This is a genomic window from Achromobacter sp. EB05 (assembly GCF_044232075.1).
GTDB lineage: Bacteria > Pseudomonadota > Gammaproteobacteria > Burkholderiales > Burkholderiaceae_B > Achromobacter > Achromobacter dolens.
In genome coordinates, this window is record NZ_CP155917.1 from 5,371,851 (window position 1) to 5,385,911 (window position 14,061).

General features: G+C 59.9%; 15 protein-coding genes. 10 read left to right on the top strand and 5 right to left on the bottom strand.

Features of this window, described 5'->3' with window-relative positions; all coding sequences use genetic code 11:
• Position 1: 1 nt before the first annotated feature.
• Both AAID08_RS24565 and AAID08_RS24570 read right to left on the bottom strand, forming a co-directional pair.
• On the bottom strand, positions 2-460 hold the full coding sequence (locus AAID08_RS24565) for a transposase (RefSeq protein ID WP_175189184.1): 459 nt from the start codon (positions 458-460) through the stop codon (positions 2-4).
• Between the two features lie 570 nt (positions 461-1,030).
• Positions 1,031-1,666 (bottom strand): response regulator transcription factor, encoded by a 636-nt coding sequence (locus AAID08_RS24570; protein ID WP_144655514.1) that lies wholly within the window; start codon positions 1,664-1,666, stop codon positions 1,031-1,033.
• On the opposite strand from AAID08_RS24570, the gene AAID08_RS24575 reads away from it, so the two are divergent.
• Complete coding sequence (locus AAID08_RS24575) at positions 1,665-4,961, top strand: ATP-binding protein (protein ID WP_395757009.1); 3,297 nt, start codon at positions 1,665-1,667, stop codon at positions 4,959-4,961. The genes AAID08_RS24570 and AAID08_RS24575 overlap by 2 nt on opposite strands.
• A 121-nt stretch (positions 4,962-5,082) precedes the next feature.
• Positions 5,083-5,520 carry a hypothetical protein gene (locus tag AAID08_RS24580; RefSeq protein WP_144655516.1) on the top strand — a complete coding sequence of 146 codons (438 nt, stop codon included), beginning with the start codon at positions 5,083-5,085 and terminating at the stop codon, positions 5,518-5,520.
• A gap of 50 nt (positions 5,521-5,570) precedes the next feature.
• Here the strand turns inward: AAID08_RS24580 and AAID08_RS24585 are convergent, their stop codons facing one another.
• Positions 5,571-5,882: a hypothetical protein gene (locus tag AAID08_RS24585; protein ID WP_395757010.1), complete on the bottom strand. Its 312-nt coding sequence runs from the start codon at positions 5,880-5,882 to the stop codon at positions 5,571-5,573.
• Positions 5,883-6,951: 1,069 nt separating this feature from the next.
• Between AAID08_RS24585 and AAID08_RS24590 the strand changes: the two genes are divergently transcribed.
• Positions 6,952-7,344 carry a hypothetical protein gene (locus AAID08_RS24590; protein WP_395757011.1) on the top strand — a complete coding sequence of 131 codons (393 nt, stop codon included), beginning with the start codon at positions 6,952-6,954 and terminating at the stop codon, positions 7,342-7,344.
• Positions 7,345-7,476: 132 nt separating this feature from the next.
• Here the strand turns inward: AAID08_RS24590 and AAID08_RS24595 are convergent, their stop codons facing one another.
• Complete coding sequence (locus AAID08_RS24595; protein WP_144655519.1) at positions 7,477-7,881, bottom strand: hypothetical protein; 405 nt, start codon at positions 7,879-7,881, stop codon at positions 7,477-7,479.
• Between the two features lie 530 nt (positions 7,882-8,411).
• On the opposite strand from AAID08_RS24595, the gene AAID08_RS24600 reads away from it, so the two are divergent.
• Positions 8,412-8,750 (top strand): hypothetical protein, encoded by a 339-nt coding sequence (locus AAID08_RS24600; protein ID WP_144655520.1) that lies wholly within the window; start codon positions 8,412-8,414, stop codon positions 8,748-8,750.
• A 74-nt stretch (positions 8,751-8,824) separates the two neighbouring features.
• Here the strand turns inward: AAID08_RS24600 and gcvA are convergent, their stop codons facing one another.
• Complete coding sequence (gene gcvA, locus AAID08_RS24605; RefSeq protein ID WP_144655521.1) at positions 8,825-9,736, bottom strand: transcriptional regulator GcvA; 912 nt, start codon at positions 9,734-9,736, stop codon at positions 8,825-8,827.
• A 143-nt stretch (positions 9,737-9,879) separates the two neighbouring features.
• Here gcvA and AAID08_RS24610 point away from each other — a divergent pair, with 143 nt between their 5' ends.
• The 6 genes from AAID08_RS24610 (at position 9,880) to AAID08_RS24635 (ending at position 14,020) form a co-directional block, all read left to right on the top strand.
• Positions 9,880-10,653, top strand: a complete 774-nt coding sequence (locus tag AAID08_RS24610) for an SDR family NAD(P)-dependent oxidoreductase (RefSeq protein WP_144655522.1) — start codon at positions 9,880-9,882, stop codon at positions 10,651-10,653.
• A 300-nt stretch (positions 10,654-10,953) separates the two neighbouring features.
• Positions 10,954-11,706, top strand: coding sequence for a YdcF family protein (locus AAID08_RS24615; protein WP_144655523.1), 753 nt, complete (start codon positions 10,954-10,956; stop codon positions 11,704-11,706).
• Between the two features lie 307 nt (positions 11,707-12,013).
• The gene (locus AAID08_RS24620; RefSeq protein WP_175144112.1) at positions 12,014-12,508 is read left to right on the top strand and encodes a hypothetical protein; all 495 of its coding nucleotides are present in this window, start codon (positions 12,014-12,016) and stop codon (positions 12,506-12,508) included.
• A complete protein-coding gene (locus AAID08_RS24625) occupies positions 12,505-12,990 on the top strand; it encodes a hypothetical protein (protein ID WP_175144113.1) in 486 nt (161 codons plus the stop codon). The genes AAID08_RS24620 and AAID08_RS24625 overlap by 4 nt, the downstream gene beginning before the upstream one ends.
• A gap of 447 nt (positions 12,991-13,437) precedes the next feature.
• Positions 13,438-13,584: a hypothetical protein gene (locus AAID08_RS24630; protein ID WP_269872137.1), complete on the top strand. Its 147-nt coding sequence runs from the start codon at positions 13,438-13,440 to the stop codon at positions 13,582-13,584.
• Positions 13,553-14,020, top strand: a complete 468-nt coding sequence (locus tag AAID08_RS24635) for an ATP-binding cassette domain-containing protein (protein ID WP_302477728.1) — start codon at positions 13,553-13,555, stop codon at positions 14,018-14,020. Before AAID08_RS24630 ends, AAID08_RS24635 begins: the two co-directional genes overlap by 32 nt.
• The last annotated feature ends 41 nt before the right edge of the window (positions 14,021-14,061 follow it).

Consider the following 14,061-nt stretch of genomic DNA (forward strand, 5'->3'; position numbering starts at 1 on the left):
CTCAACAGCCCGAGTGCGCTTGCTGTTCCAACTCCCTCTTCTTCTCGGGCGTGCGCTGCGTGTAGAGCAGCTTCCGGCTGGACTGATAAAGGAAAAATGAGCGGGAAATGCCCACCAGCCGGCAGGCCCGGCTGAGTGCGATGCGGTAGTTATCGACAAGCCAAGCGACCGCGGCCCTGCGTTGATCCGATGTCTTGGCATAGGACTTCAAGGCGGCCGTCATCATCGCAACCTCTTCTTCAAGCTGGACGATACGCCGGCACAGGCGGGTATTCTCCTGGGCCATCTTTTCCATGCGCGCAATCAATTCGACCGGCGCGCTCGCATACAAGCCCTTGAGCTCGTAGAACGTGCTGATCCCTATGCCGTACTGCACACAGATTTCCATTGGGGACCATCCGCGTTCGACATCACGCAACATGGCGGCGATCTGTGCGGCGGTGAGTTTTCTACGCCTCATGCGCACATCCCGCCGGCAGGGTCGCGAAAAGCCGGCCGGTCGTCCCGCCAGCGAGCTTGCCTGTCGCGAACAGCTCTTGCAGCAGGCGCCCACTCGGGCGAGAAATGAAGATCACGACCATGCATCCGGCTTTCCCCAAAATTTTCAATGTCGGAACGCAGCGTTCCGCGTGCGAGGCATCTCACGGCATATCCAACTTCGACAATGCCGCGGCTTCGCCGCCGACTCGTTCCAAGTGCGCTGAAAATACTGGCGTTTAGCTGTGCTTTTTTAGATGAACGCCTATCTCTGCCGGTGCTAAAAATATAGCGTGAGATGGAGGGCAGGATTATTGAAAACCTGCTTGGTTATCGAGAAACTGCTTCTATTATTCCAAGCCCTCCTCACCGGCAACCAATGCACCAATTCGGCAAAATTTCGAAGGCATTTGGGTCGTATCATGGCGAGACGCCCGGGGAGACAAGACTGGCGCCCGACCACGCAGGCCATCGGGTTTACATCATGATGATCGTCACGGCCAGACGGCGTGACATGAGCTTGCTCCATGAGCCGCCGGCCGGGAAGATCCTTTTAGACCAGCCCCATTTCCTTCGCGTGCCAGATCAGTTCGGCGTCCGTACGCGCCGCCAGCTTTTTCATGGCGTCCCGCTTCTGGCGGCTCGAGGTCTTGGGGCTGACCTGCAGCAGAAATGCGATCTCGTTATTGGAATGACCAGAGGCAAAGAGACGAATTACCTCGATTTCTTTTGGGGACAGGCGTGAATTGGCTGAAATCGCCGCGGTACTCGTGGGCTGGCGCGAGCCGCTGCGCAACCGTTCCGACAAGTAGGGCCGGCCTAGCGCCACCGTATGCACCGCAGCCAGAACCTCTTTCATCGCAGCCCCTTTTTCGATCACGGCCAACGCGCCAGCCTTGAAAATGGGATCGATCATCGCCAGACTTGTGATCCGGGTGAGAACAACAATTTTCATATCGGGATACTGCTCATGCAGTTCCGAGATCATGCTCAGTCCGTCGGGTCGCGCGCCGCCTGGCATGGAGTAATCGGTGATGAGCACATCGCACGATTGTCGGGCCAGCAACGAAAACAAGGCGTCGACGGATGTCGCCTCGCCGACGGGTTCCATTCCCAGCGTTTGAGCAAAAACAGCTTTGATGCCAAGAAGAACGACCGGATGGTCGTCAGCCAGGACGATACGAATCATGATGTTTTGCCCCCTTCAGATTACTGGCCGCATCTCAGTGAGCAAGTATGCTCGTGGGCTGGTTATCGCACTGCTGATGATGGTCGGCGCCACAAACCAGACTCACGCTGAAATAGGCCCGAGCGCGCAGCAAGAGTGGCTGCGCGCACATGGCGACATTGTAGTCGGAACGACTGCGCAAGGAAGAGACTTCTATGAAACCTGGCGCCAGGGCCAGCTCCATGGCTTGAGCGTCGACTATCTGGATATGTTGACCAAGATCCTTGGCGTCAACTACCGGATCAAGCCGTATCCGACCTGGCATGATCTCTATCTGGCGGTGTGCACGGGTCAAGTGGATCTGGTAATGACCCAAGCCATGTCGGAAACGACGGCGCAACAGAGTTGCATGTCATACACCCGCCCCTACTTCAAGGCCATGCCGATCGTCGTATCGCGGCGCGGTTCGGGAGTATTGGACACCGCGGATTTACACGGATTGAACTTGGCGGTGGAAGACCGCTCGCCGTTGGTGGAAGCTCTGTCGGCGCGCTACAAGAACATTTCCATCAAGGCCTACGACAATGTGGCCACGGCGTTGGAGCAAGTCCGGGACGGCACGGCCGATGCCTTTGTCGGATCGCCCAGAACGGTTCGAGCATTAATGGAGGATCCTGCTTTCCGGCAGTTGCACATCATTGGCAGCATCAACACCGCCGGGCGAAATCTGACGTTCGGGCTCGGACCGGGGAGGGAACCGTTGCGTGACGCGCTCGACGCTGCGCTGCGCTCGCTGTCCCCCGAACAACAGGAAGCGGTATCACACGCCTGGAGCACCGCGATCGAGCCCACAGCAAGGATAAAGGTCGCTTTATCCCCCGAAGAAGCCCGCTGGCTTTCCACGTTGCCTACGCTACGGGTTGGTTTCCCTATGCGTGAATTTCCATATGGATTTTTCAATCATTACGGGCAACCCAGCGGCATCGCTGCCGACTTCCTCGAAATTGTCGCGCAGGGCCTGGGGCTGCATTTCGACTTTGTCCCCACGGAATCGTACGAAGGCGCGCAGGCCTTGCTCCGGTCTGGCGCCATCGATCTCATAGCGGTTTCGCAAGACCATTCACAGGAATTTCCTGCGTTGAACACGCAGGCGTATGCGGAAGCACCGCTGGTCATCGTCACAGGCTACTCAGACAGCGTTTCCGACCTACGGGACTTGCATGGCGCAGCGGTATACCTGGACGCCTCGGCGCCACCGGCACTTCTGACCAAGCTGCAGCACTTCGGCGTCTCCACAACATCCGAGACCCGCATTGAAAAGGGACTGGAACACGTACGCGATGGCGAGGCTCGCGCGTATATCGGAGATCTTTTCCTGCTCGACCCGCAGATTCAAAGCAATTATGTCGGGGAAGTGAGAATTGCCGCGCCGGTCGGCGCTCGAAAAGGCATTTCCATCGGCATATCGACGCGGCTTGAGCCTCTTGTCCCCTTGGTCAACAGGATCCTCTCCAATCTCCCCTCTGGTCGCGAACAGCGTGTAGCCAGCACCTGGCTCGCCCCAAAATATACCTACGGCATACCCGAATCCGTCTTTTGGACCGAGATTCTCCCCGCGATGGCGATCATTCTTGCCATCGGTTCCGGCTTCGCGGCGGGGTACTGGCGCCTGCGCAAAGAGATACGCAGGCGGATCGAAGTCGAAGCACAGCTGGAGACCGCGCGGGATCTGGCGCAGTCCCAAGCACAGGCGCGGTCCACCTTCCTAGCCGTCATGAGCCACGAGATCCGCACCCCGCTCTCGGGGGTCATTGGCATGCTGGAACTGCTTGGCCGTACCGGAATGCGCTCGGAGCAGCGAGAAATGGTCGCCGTGATCGACGAGTCCGCCCACTCCCTGCTCAAGATCCTGGACACGGTACTCGACTACACAAAGGTTGATGCCGACCAGATGGAGCTGGAACGGATACCCGTGAACTTGCGCTCGTTGGTGGCGAACGTCATGCTATTGATGGGCGAGCCGGCCCGGCGTCGAGGGGTGCTGGTTTCGCATCATGTGGATGAACGTATCGCTCCGGCTGTCCTGGGCGATCCCGTGAGGCTTCGCCAGGTCCTGGTCAATCTCGTCGGTAATGCCGCGAAATTCACCCACAAGGGCGAGATCCGCGTTAGGGTGAATCTGCTTTCCGACACGAAAGGCAGGCAGCGACTGGAGTTCATTGTCAGTGATTCGGGCACGGGAGTGGCGCCCGAGGCGCTCAAGAATCTGACTCAGCCATTCAAGCAGGCCGACAGGTCCACCGCCAGAAAGTACGGAGGAACGGGACTGGGTCTGGCGGTGTCGCAGAAACTGGTCAAACTCATGGGTGGCACACTCACATTGAAAAGTGAGCTGGGCAAAGGCACGCAGGCGCGCTTCCAGTGCGATTTCAGCGCCAGCAGCGCTTCCCCTCAAGGCCCGGAGGCCACGATCGAACGACCAATACTCGCGGCGCCTCAGCCAGAGGCGCTCACGGGCCGACGCGAACACAGAGCTCCCGACGAACCCATCTCGCGCCCGCGCATTCTCATCGCGGAAGACCACCACATCAATCGTCAAATGCTCGCCAGACAATTGGACGCCCTGGGCTGCCAGAGCGTCGCGGTGGTTGACGGCGCCGCGGCGCTGGAGGCCCTGGGGCAGGAACGCTACGATCTGCTCCTTACCGACTGGCAACTGCCCGTCCAGGACGGAGGCGAACTTGCAAAGACGTGGCGCGCACGGGAGCGGGCTCTAGGCGCATCGAGAAGGTTGCCTATCGTTATCTTGTCGGCGGCCCTCCAACCCGACCAGGAAGCATGGCGTCGCGCGGGCATTAACGCCTACCTGCGCAAACCCGTGCGACTCGACGTGTTGCGCGAGACACTGGCCCGCTTCATTCCGCAATGGATCCCCCCCCCGCTGCGTGCAAATTCGAGAACGGCAGAAGTCGAACGGCATCGAGGCATCGACATGCAGTCCCTGTGCACGACATTCGGCACATTGCAGGCCGCCAGCCAGATGCTGGCTGACTCCTCCGCGCTTCTACGCAGCGAACTCGAGACGCTGCGACAAGAACTATCCACCATCGTTTCGCACCACTGGGCACCCAGCCTTCACCGCATATTGGGCGCTCTCAGCACGCTGGGAGATTGGGATTGCCTGGGTGAAGGCGAGCGCATTGAGCGGGCGATTGCCAACGGGAAGCTCGACGAATGGACGCCGGCGATTTTCGAGCTTCTCAACGACGTCGAAATCGCCATTGACGAGGCCGCGCATGCCGCAAAGCAACACTAGCCAGAGCGTTCACTCAGATATCTCTGAGCCGAAAACCCGAGTGTTGTCTCTATCCTGATCTTCCCATTGGCGCGGCCAATCCCGGCCTCGACCCTTATAGGAACTCACAGGAATGTCTCTCATGAAGCGCGGTCTAGTCGCATTCGCCGGCCTCGCGATACTTTCGGCGCCGGCCATCGCGAAGGAAAGCACTAGCGTAGCCATCGATAACTGGCTAGGTCCCAAAAGTCATGAGGCGTACCAAATATTGTTCAGGCGCCTGCAGGCTGCGGTGGTCAATCATGATGAGCAAGAGGTGGCTAACCTGGTTCAGTATCCCTTGAACGTCACGGTCGATGACCACATTCTGATACTGAAAAATCGTGGGGATTTCGTGGCGCACTATGAGAAAGTCATCTCTCCGAAGATCGTAGCAGCGGTGAAGACCCAGCGCTACGGCGCCTTGGCGGTGAGTCACCAAGGCGTGTTTTTCGATCATCACGAAATCGGCATCGGCCCTGTCTGCGAAGAGCATGGCTGCAGATTCTCCGTGCCGCGGGTGATCGACATCAATCCGTAGACAATCCCGGCAACAGCCCCCCCAGAAAGCCGGCTCAGCGAGCCGCCTGTCTACGGGGAAAACTGAAGATCGACGACCATGGGTCCCGTTTCTGCTCCTCGCTTGCGCGCCTTTCTTTCGGCAATATTCCTGAGGTCCTGACGTTCTTCCCGGGAGAAACCATCACGCATCACGGAAAGCACGCCAAATTTTGCGCTGGGGACACGAATATTCCAAGCCTCCAGCAAGCCTGAAAAACAGCCGCCGGGGCGCGCCGCTTCCGGCACGCACGTTGAGCCCTGATTCTTACTCGTACACCGCCTGCGACTCAGCGCGACCCCCGTACGCTCGTAAACCACGCCGGAGCGGATGTTCTTGCTCATGGCGCTACGCCGGATCGCCCCGGCGTTTCGAAGGCGACTCAACGCGCTATCAATTTCCGAGGAAGTCAGATCCGCCATTTGCAGGATTTCCTTGCGACTTAGCATCCGATTGCGTGCGAGCAAGTCAAGGACGATCTCGGCGCACTCTTCTGTGGAACGCCGAAGGGGAAGGGATGAGGTAGACATGATCAATGGAAAAACGAAGACGTCTGTTACGGCACGCGGTATTTTCCGGCAACTGATCCCCATGGCTGGTCAGATTTTTCTCAACCCCAGGCGGCGGAGCCGCTGCTAAATTTCTTCGTAGCGGCATTCCGTCAACGTCGTCGCGCTGCCATCCTCGCCTCAAGCGGTCGGGCACGCTCCTACCCACTCGATGTACTTCTGAAGAGATCACCAATGGCGGATAAAGTCATGCGTCCCGCGGTTGTGGGACTACTCCTCGTTGCGTGCGGATTCCCCGCGCTAGCCACCGCGAATATCAATCAGCGCATGGTGGACGATGCCATCAAGCACCGCCTGCAGGAAATTTATCAACACAGTGGGCCCAATGATTTTCATGCGTTCCAGCGCCCTCCCCGTCAGGCCGACTATGTTGACGACGCCGCCCCCGCGGTTGTATTGGAACCGCCGCTCAAGGCCGCTCGCCCCCCTTGTGGAAGCGCTCGCCGCTGCGGCGCTTCCGCCACGTCTTCGACATCACGTCACAGAGGAAATGGAACATGAAGGAAGACCCGCAATTCTTTTGGGCAGGTGGCGAGGCACGGACCAGCAGGGACAGAACGCTCTACTTCCGCTGTACACGATGCTCCTGGCTGGCTTATGACTTCGAGGTAAGGATAGGCCCCGACGCAAATCAGATCATCTGCAGCCGGTGCGCTGGGTATGAACCCATCTCTTTGGAGGAACGCTTCACCTCACGGCCAGGCAGCTTTCGCGCCCTTAACGATGATCTCGCATGAAGGGCCTCATGTCCCCGGAAGGCGAGATCACTAAGAAAAGTCTCATGAACCATGGGCATTCCTCCCGCTATCCTGCCGCCCTAGACAATTCCAGGGCAGGAGCCTCCATGAAAGCCAAATTCATCAAGACAACAGCGAGCGTCATCATCTGCATGCTGGCGGCCCCCGCGGGCGCGACCGGTTGCGAAAAGATCACCGATGGCATGAGCGCGATGATCGAAGCAGGACAAGTCAGGGACTTCTGCCTGAGCACCCCCAACGAGAGAGTTCAGGAAGTCGAAGCGGGCGCGAGCACTGAATGGAAGGTCGGCGTGGGCGCATGGCGCGATCGCATCATCGTCCTGCGGGGAACGGGCGAACACGCGGCACCGCTCAACGTGCTCCTGTACACGGATCGCGGTGAGCGATACGAACTGCACTTTTCAGATCGGGCCGTCCCTTCGTCGCCCGCGTCCTCTGTCGGCATCCCGCCATCCAAGACAGGAGCAACGAAGCAGTAACCTCCCAGTGGGGCTGCTGGTCCCTCCCCACCCCCGCTGGACTTACACCCTCAACATGAGGTTTTCCGGGCAGCCTTCAGTGCTGCTCTTTTTTTTGGCTTCCTTCGCCAACCACGCTCCCGAAGGCGATCGTCAGCCCCCCGCCACGATGGTCGCGAAGCACTGAGCCAATCCCGCGGGCACTCCCAGGTTCTCCGCCCACTTCATTGCGAATGGGCTCTCCCAGGGTTCCGGCCGCCCGCCCCAGACTTGCCTGAACCGAGGCGCCCCTCCCACGGACTGGAAAAAGAATACGCCGTCTTCGTGACCCGGCATGCGCACAAAAGCCGCGCTCCACTCCTGCTCGCGCAGCAGCCGCTGGACTTCGACCTTGGAGGCCTGCACGCCACCACCGATGGCCGTCGCCACCAAAGGGGCATATCGCGCCCGCTCGTGCTTTCCTTTCACACTCAAGCCGTCGCATACGCCCGCATGGGCAGCGCCCACACCCAGCGTCACAACTGCTGCCAGGCTGATTCTCAACATGCATTGCTTCATCTGCGCTATGTCCTTTTTTAGGATTCAGCAATGAGCGTATGGCAAAAGCGAACGAAGTCATGGGGTGATCCACGCGGTCCGAGAAATGTCGGTGCCATCCTGTTAGCCATGTGAAATCTGCAAATTTCTTTTCCGGCGCACTTTCATCATGAGCGAGCAAGCCACCGGCCTCAGATTTTTCTGATGCATGCGTTGCGGGCGGCTTGCTAATTTTGAAGCATGGCAATCACGGTGGTTAGCGAACTGCCCCTGACAAGGCTCGGCAACCTCGTCACACCGGGCGATCCGCCGTATCTCGGTTCCCATACTGTTGACATATGCATATTGCTGGGCCAAACGCACACAGGAATTCTCGAAAGCTAATCAGCGGCGCGCTGGTCGCCCTCGCCTTTTTCCTGGGCGTCGTTCCATTCACCCGCAGCGATGGCTCTTTCGCGTCACCCAAGATGCCCGGCGAGATGCCCATACATCTTCAAGTGACCCTGTCCCCAGCAGCTCAAAGGGCCTTGGCCGAACAAGGGGAGGACGTCATGGTCTCCGCCGATTGGTACGGTTGGCCTACCCGGCAGGACACTGAATACGCCAACGAAATTGGTGCAATAGACCTGGGGCAGGCGGTCATCGAAATGCCGCGGTCACATCCGACAACGCGGATCTCGCCTCCTCCCTGGAAAGCATGGAAGTTGAAGATGCTGAAGAATGGGGTCTATGCGAACGTGAACGTCTACTCGACACGTCGGCACGGACCTGACAACCTCCTGGCCTGCGATTTCGCGGACGGCCTGCTAGGCGAACTGACTGGCCACGTCATCCCGGTGCATTGCTCCCTGATTCGCGAGAACCTGCCCACTCGACAGATCGCGCACTAGCTGGCCACGTCCTTGAAGCAACGGCGCGTCCGGGCGGATCCTCGTCATGACGCCAGGCCCATTGCCAGGGCGACCTAAAGGTTGGCCTCGCTCAGCAACCAATCCCGGAACGCGACCAACTTTGGCAAGCTTGCATATTCCGGACGATAGACCACGTAGTACGCGAGCGGTGAGGCCAAGGTGACCTCCGGAAAAAGCCGCACCAGCCTGCCCGCGGCCAGATCGTCCCTGGCCATCACGCTGCGGGCCAGTGCAATTCCATGGCCTTCCGCCGCAGCTTGCAATACCGCTGCTGAGTTGTTGATTTTCATACCCCGCAGGGCACCGACGCCGGACACACCGGCCTTTCGCAACCAGGTTTTCCATGTGGGAAACTCTGCGTGCCCATCCATCGAGAGATCGTGGATCAGCGTCTCTGTGGACAACGCGGCAGGCCGTTCAAATCCGCCTCGCTGGCGCAGCAGCCCGGGCGAACAGACGGGATAGATTTCCTCGTCCAACAGCTTCTGCGCCGACAAACGCGGCCACTGCCCGGTTCCGTAACGCACCCCGATATCGATATCCTGCGCGACGAAGTCCACCGGTTTCAGATTGGTGTCGAGTCGCACATCGGTATCGGGCCAGGCGCGTTGAAAGCCGTCAATTCTCGGCAGCAGCCACTTGGCGGCGAAAGCGGGACTCACAGCGACGGTCAGCACGCCGCTGGCGGATCCTTCCTTTAGTTTTTCGAGCCCAATGCTCATCCGGTCCAGACCCGCCCGGATGTCAGGCAATGCGCGTTGCGCCGCCTCGGTGAGAACAAGCCTCGCGCCTCCGCTGGGCCTGCGCCGAAACAACGGTATGCGCAGCCATGCTTCCAGCGTTCGGACCAGTTGACCAACGGCCGCGGGCGTCACATTCAATTCGGCCGCCGCGGCGGAAAAACTCTGGTGACGCGCACTGGCCTCGAACGCGCGGAGGGCATTTAGATGGACTGGCGACTTCATTTGGATAAAGTTTTTCTTTGTCGTCCAAGCACTTTATCTCATTTGTCGCGGCGCGATGATAGGAGAAGAATTGGGTCTGAATCAAGCAATTTGCTTGAATTTTCCTCACCCGGCCCGGCTTTGGGCCATCAAAGAGAGCTCACATGAACACGCAATTCAATGGAAAGAAACTATTGGTCGTTGGCGGCACCAGCGGCATCGGCCTGGAAGCTGCCCGGAAGGTGATGTCGCTCGGTGGCAATGCCGTAATCGTCGGACAGCGCCCGGGCAAGGCCGAAGAGGCCCGTCGACTGCTCGCGCCCCTTGGCCCGGTCACCGCCGTTTCAGCCGATATGTCCACCCACGAAGGCCTGACCAGACTGCTCGCCCTCCTCGACGAGCAGCACTCGGACATCGACCTGCTGGTCAATGCCGCCGGGGTGTTCTCACCGAAGCCGTTCCTCGAACACACGTCCGCCGACTACGATCGATATATGGCGTTGAACAAAGCGTTCTACTTCATCACGCAGAAGGTGGCCGCAAACCTCGTCGCCGAGGGACGTCCCGGCGCCATCGTCAATATCGGCTCGATGTGGGCCAAGCAGGCGATTGCGGCCACGCCATCTTCCGCTTACTCAATGGCAAAGGCGGGCCTTCATTCGCTGACGCAGCATCTGGCGATGGAGCTGGCGCCCAAGAACATCCGCGTCAATGCGGTGTCGCCCGCGGTAGTGCAAACGCCGATCTATGAGGGCTTCATTCCGAAGGCGCAGGTCCACGACGCCCTGCAAGGCTTCAACAGCTTTCATCCTATCGGGCGCGTCGGCACGCCGGAAGATGTTGCCGAGGTGATTGCTTTCTTGCTGTCGGACCAGGCGGCCTGGGTTACCGGCGCCATCTGGGACGTGGATGGCGGCGTGATGGCCGGACGCAACTGACGCAACGCGGAAATGGCGCGGAGCGGACTCGCCAGCGCACGCCTCCCCCACGGGACAATGAAGAGGGCGATCGCTCAGATATTTCTCAGACCCTCAAGAGCGCCGCGGATATAAGGTTCTCGTCGCTTCCTCCTGGGGGTCTGGCACGTGAAGACCGCCCTCCCCGCCTGACTCGCATGCTCAGATAAATCTGAACGACGCGCTCCTACGCTCCGCCTAACATCCCGAGCAGGTTTCACGAAAACACGTCTGTGTGCCATCGGACGCGAAAGCGAAGGGCACTCGCTGGAGATTGCTTGAATGACACTCACTGTACTTGTCTCGATTTTGCTGCTGGGAATGTTTTGTTCCGCGCTCAAGTTTCGCCGTGTGAGCGCACTGGCTTACGTGGTCGTAGCCACCCTGTTTCTGATGCTGGGATGCGGTCCCATTCCCGCATGGCTCTTGGGGAGCCTGCAGTCCGCCTACGCCACCGCACGGCCGATCGAGTGGGGAAAACACAATGCAATCGTCCTGCTGGGAGCAGGCACGGAAAGGCTGACGGACACGGTCGAGCCAGGCGCCTTCTCATACGCGCGGATCGTCGCGGCGGTGGAACGCTACGACGATTGCAGGAAGACCGGTGAAAAGTGCGAAGTGATCGTGAGCGGCGGCGACGCGGCCCACACCGGCGCGCCGGAAGCTGCCGTCTATTCGAACGCTCTCCTGAAGCTTGGTGTTGCCGAAGCCGATATCGTGCTCGAATCGGAAAGCAGGAACACGTGGGAGAACGCCCGACTCACCAGCGAAGTCCTGCAGCGCTTCGGCGCCGACCGCGTGGTGCTGGTTTCGTCGGGAATCCATCTCAAACGCAGCATGCTGTACTTCGCTCACTTTGGCGTCCCCGCGACGCCTGTCCGCGCGGACTACCTGAACGCGCGCTGGTCTGTGCTTCCGCTCTCGTACAACTTTGCCGTCGCTGACTTCGCCTTGCAGGAATACGCCGGCATCGCCAGATATCACGCCTACAACGCGCTGGGACAGAATCCCGCGCCTGCGCGCACTGGCGGCTGATGGAACGAGAATCGCCTGGCACGGGCATAGCCAGGCCCCCCTCCCCAAAACGCTCACTTCAGCGCGAGCCTCTGTTCGCCCTGATGAGCGGGGAAGAACTGCAACGGAGTCGCTCTTGAAGGTTATCTTCGAACTCATGATCATCGCCGTAGCCGCAGTGGTGGCGGTCAGCATTCTACGGCTCTATGGGATGGTCTAGTGGACCGCACCGCATCCACTTTCAATATCCAACCGCCTCAGCATGATTTTTCGCCCGCTTTCGTACAGTTGTTTTCTATGTGTTCTTTTGTCAGGGTGCACTTCGTTTTTGAGCCAGGGAACGGGCGCTGCGGCGGGCATCGCCGGGACCACGCTGGCCAACAAAGTCACGCGCAATGCGTCGGTCGCCACGGGCATCGGCCTGGGCGTGCAGAGCATCGCGCAGGCCGGGCTGCAATACTTGGAACGCGCCGTCCACGAAGAGGAACAGAACGCCATCGCCCAGGTCGCGGGCCCCTTGCATGTGGACGAGGTCGCCGACTGGCGGGTCCGGCACACGCTCCCCATTGAAGGCGACGAGCAGGGAAAGGTCGCCGTCAGCCGAATCGTCGGAGGGGATGGATTCAGTTGCAAAGAGATTGTGTTCTCAATCGCTCCGCCTCCGCTCGCCTCCTCTGCCCCCGAGGCAAGCAATAGCGCCAATGGCCAGCCGGCGCCTAGCGCGCCAAGCCAGTTCTACACCAGCATGATCTGCAACGATGGAAGCGCTTGGCGCTGGGCGGTCGCGGAGCCGGCTACACCTCGCTGGGGCGCGCTGCAATGAGCTTTTGCCGCGTCGCCGGGCCCCTCTCGCTATTGCTGCTCGTATCGGGCTGCGCCTCGCTCGGCGGCGCGGCTGGCGCCGTGGCGGGAATCGGCAGCGGCGCATTGACCGCCAATCCGGCCGTGGGCTACGCGGTGGGGGTGACGATACAGGCGGTCACTGACGCGACGGTGAAGGATGTGATGCGCGAATGGAAGAGCGATCAACAAGACACCATGGCGAGGCAGGCCGGCGAAATGAAGGTCGGCCAGATTCGACAGTGGGAAATCCGTCACACGATTCCCTATGGCAACGAACGCGGCGAAATGGGCGTCATCCGGGAAATGCCGACGCCGCTCGCGTCCTGCCGCGAGATCTTTTTCACGGTGACTCAAGACCAGAAAAACACGGGACCTTATCTTGCGACAATTTGCCGCCAGGGAGACCTGTGGAAGTGGGCGGCGGCGGAGCCCGCCGTCGCGCGTTGGAATGGCTTGCAGTAGCTTGGACCTTGTTCGATCAAGGGCACGGGGCATCTATCATCTCCCGGGCAGCGCCGCCTTGAGCGCCTGCAGCGTGGCCTCGTCCGCTCGGTCAACCTGGAAAATGATCGTCCCGTAGTACCAGTCCCGGCCGATTCCCTCGTCTACCCGCGACAGGTGATACCTGGTACGGATTGATCAGCTTTCTCGGCGAGGGCATCTCAAGCTGGCGCGAAGCCGCCGGAGCTCCTGCCAAAGAACGACAAGTGATTTACCGTCTTCCAATGGTTGCACAAGACGCTGGCCTACACATTGCTCGGGCTGGTTGCCCTGCACGTAGTAGGCGCGTTGAAGCATCGGTTCCTCGACCATGCGCTCCCTCTGAAAGATATGAACTCCTGGAAGCCCCCTTCCTGGCGCATCCCGAGTCGTTCGCACAGCCTTCGGGAACGAAGGTTGGTGTCTTCCATGTTGCAGCTTGGACGCGATGTACGCACCACCCGCGCCTTGTTCGCCCGCATCTTCGAGTATCCGGACACGCCGATCGAGATCAAGGAAAAGGTCGCCGCAGTAAAACTGGAGCATGAATATCAGTTTCGATATCCCCGCGGGTAGCGACGTCGCCATCGTCGGCGCGACCGGATCAGGCAAAAGCACTCTCGGCCACTTACTGGCTCGCCTGTACGACGTGGATGGCGGGTCGATCCGCTATGACGGGGTCGACGCCCGTGATCTCAGTTTCCAGTCGTTGTCGGAAATGCTCGGCGTGGTCTCGCAGGAGCCGTATCTCCTGAATGCCTCGGTGGCCGACAACCTGCGTTTCGCCGAGGCTGAGGCAACCGACGAGGAACGGGTGGTCGCAGCCAAGGTAGCGCAACTCGATACCGCAATACGCAGGCTGCCCCAGGGCTATGACACCATGGTGGGGGAACGCGGACACCGCTTCTCTGGCGGCGAGAAGCAGCGCCTGACGTTGGCCCGCACCATACCGCGTAATCCCCCAGTGCTGTCGCTCGATGAAGCCACAAGCTCGCTCGATCCGCGAACCTAGCGAGCGCTGACCCAAGCCTTGAACTTTTTGGGAACTATGGA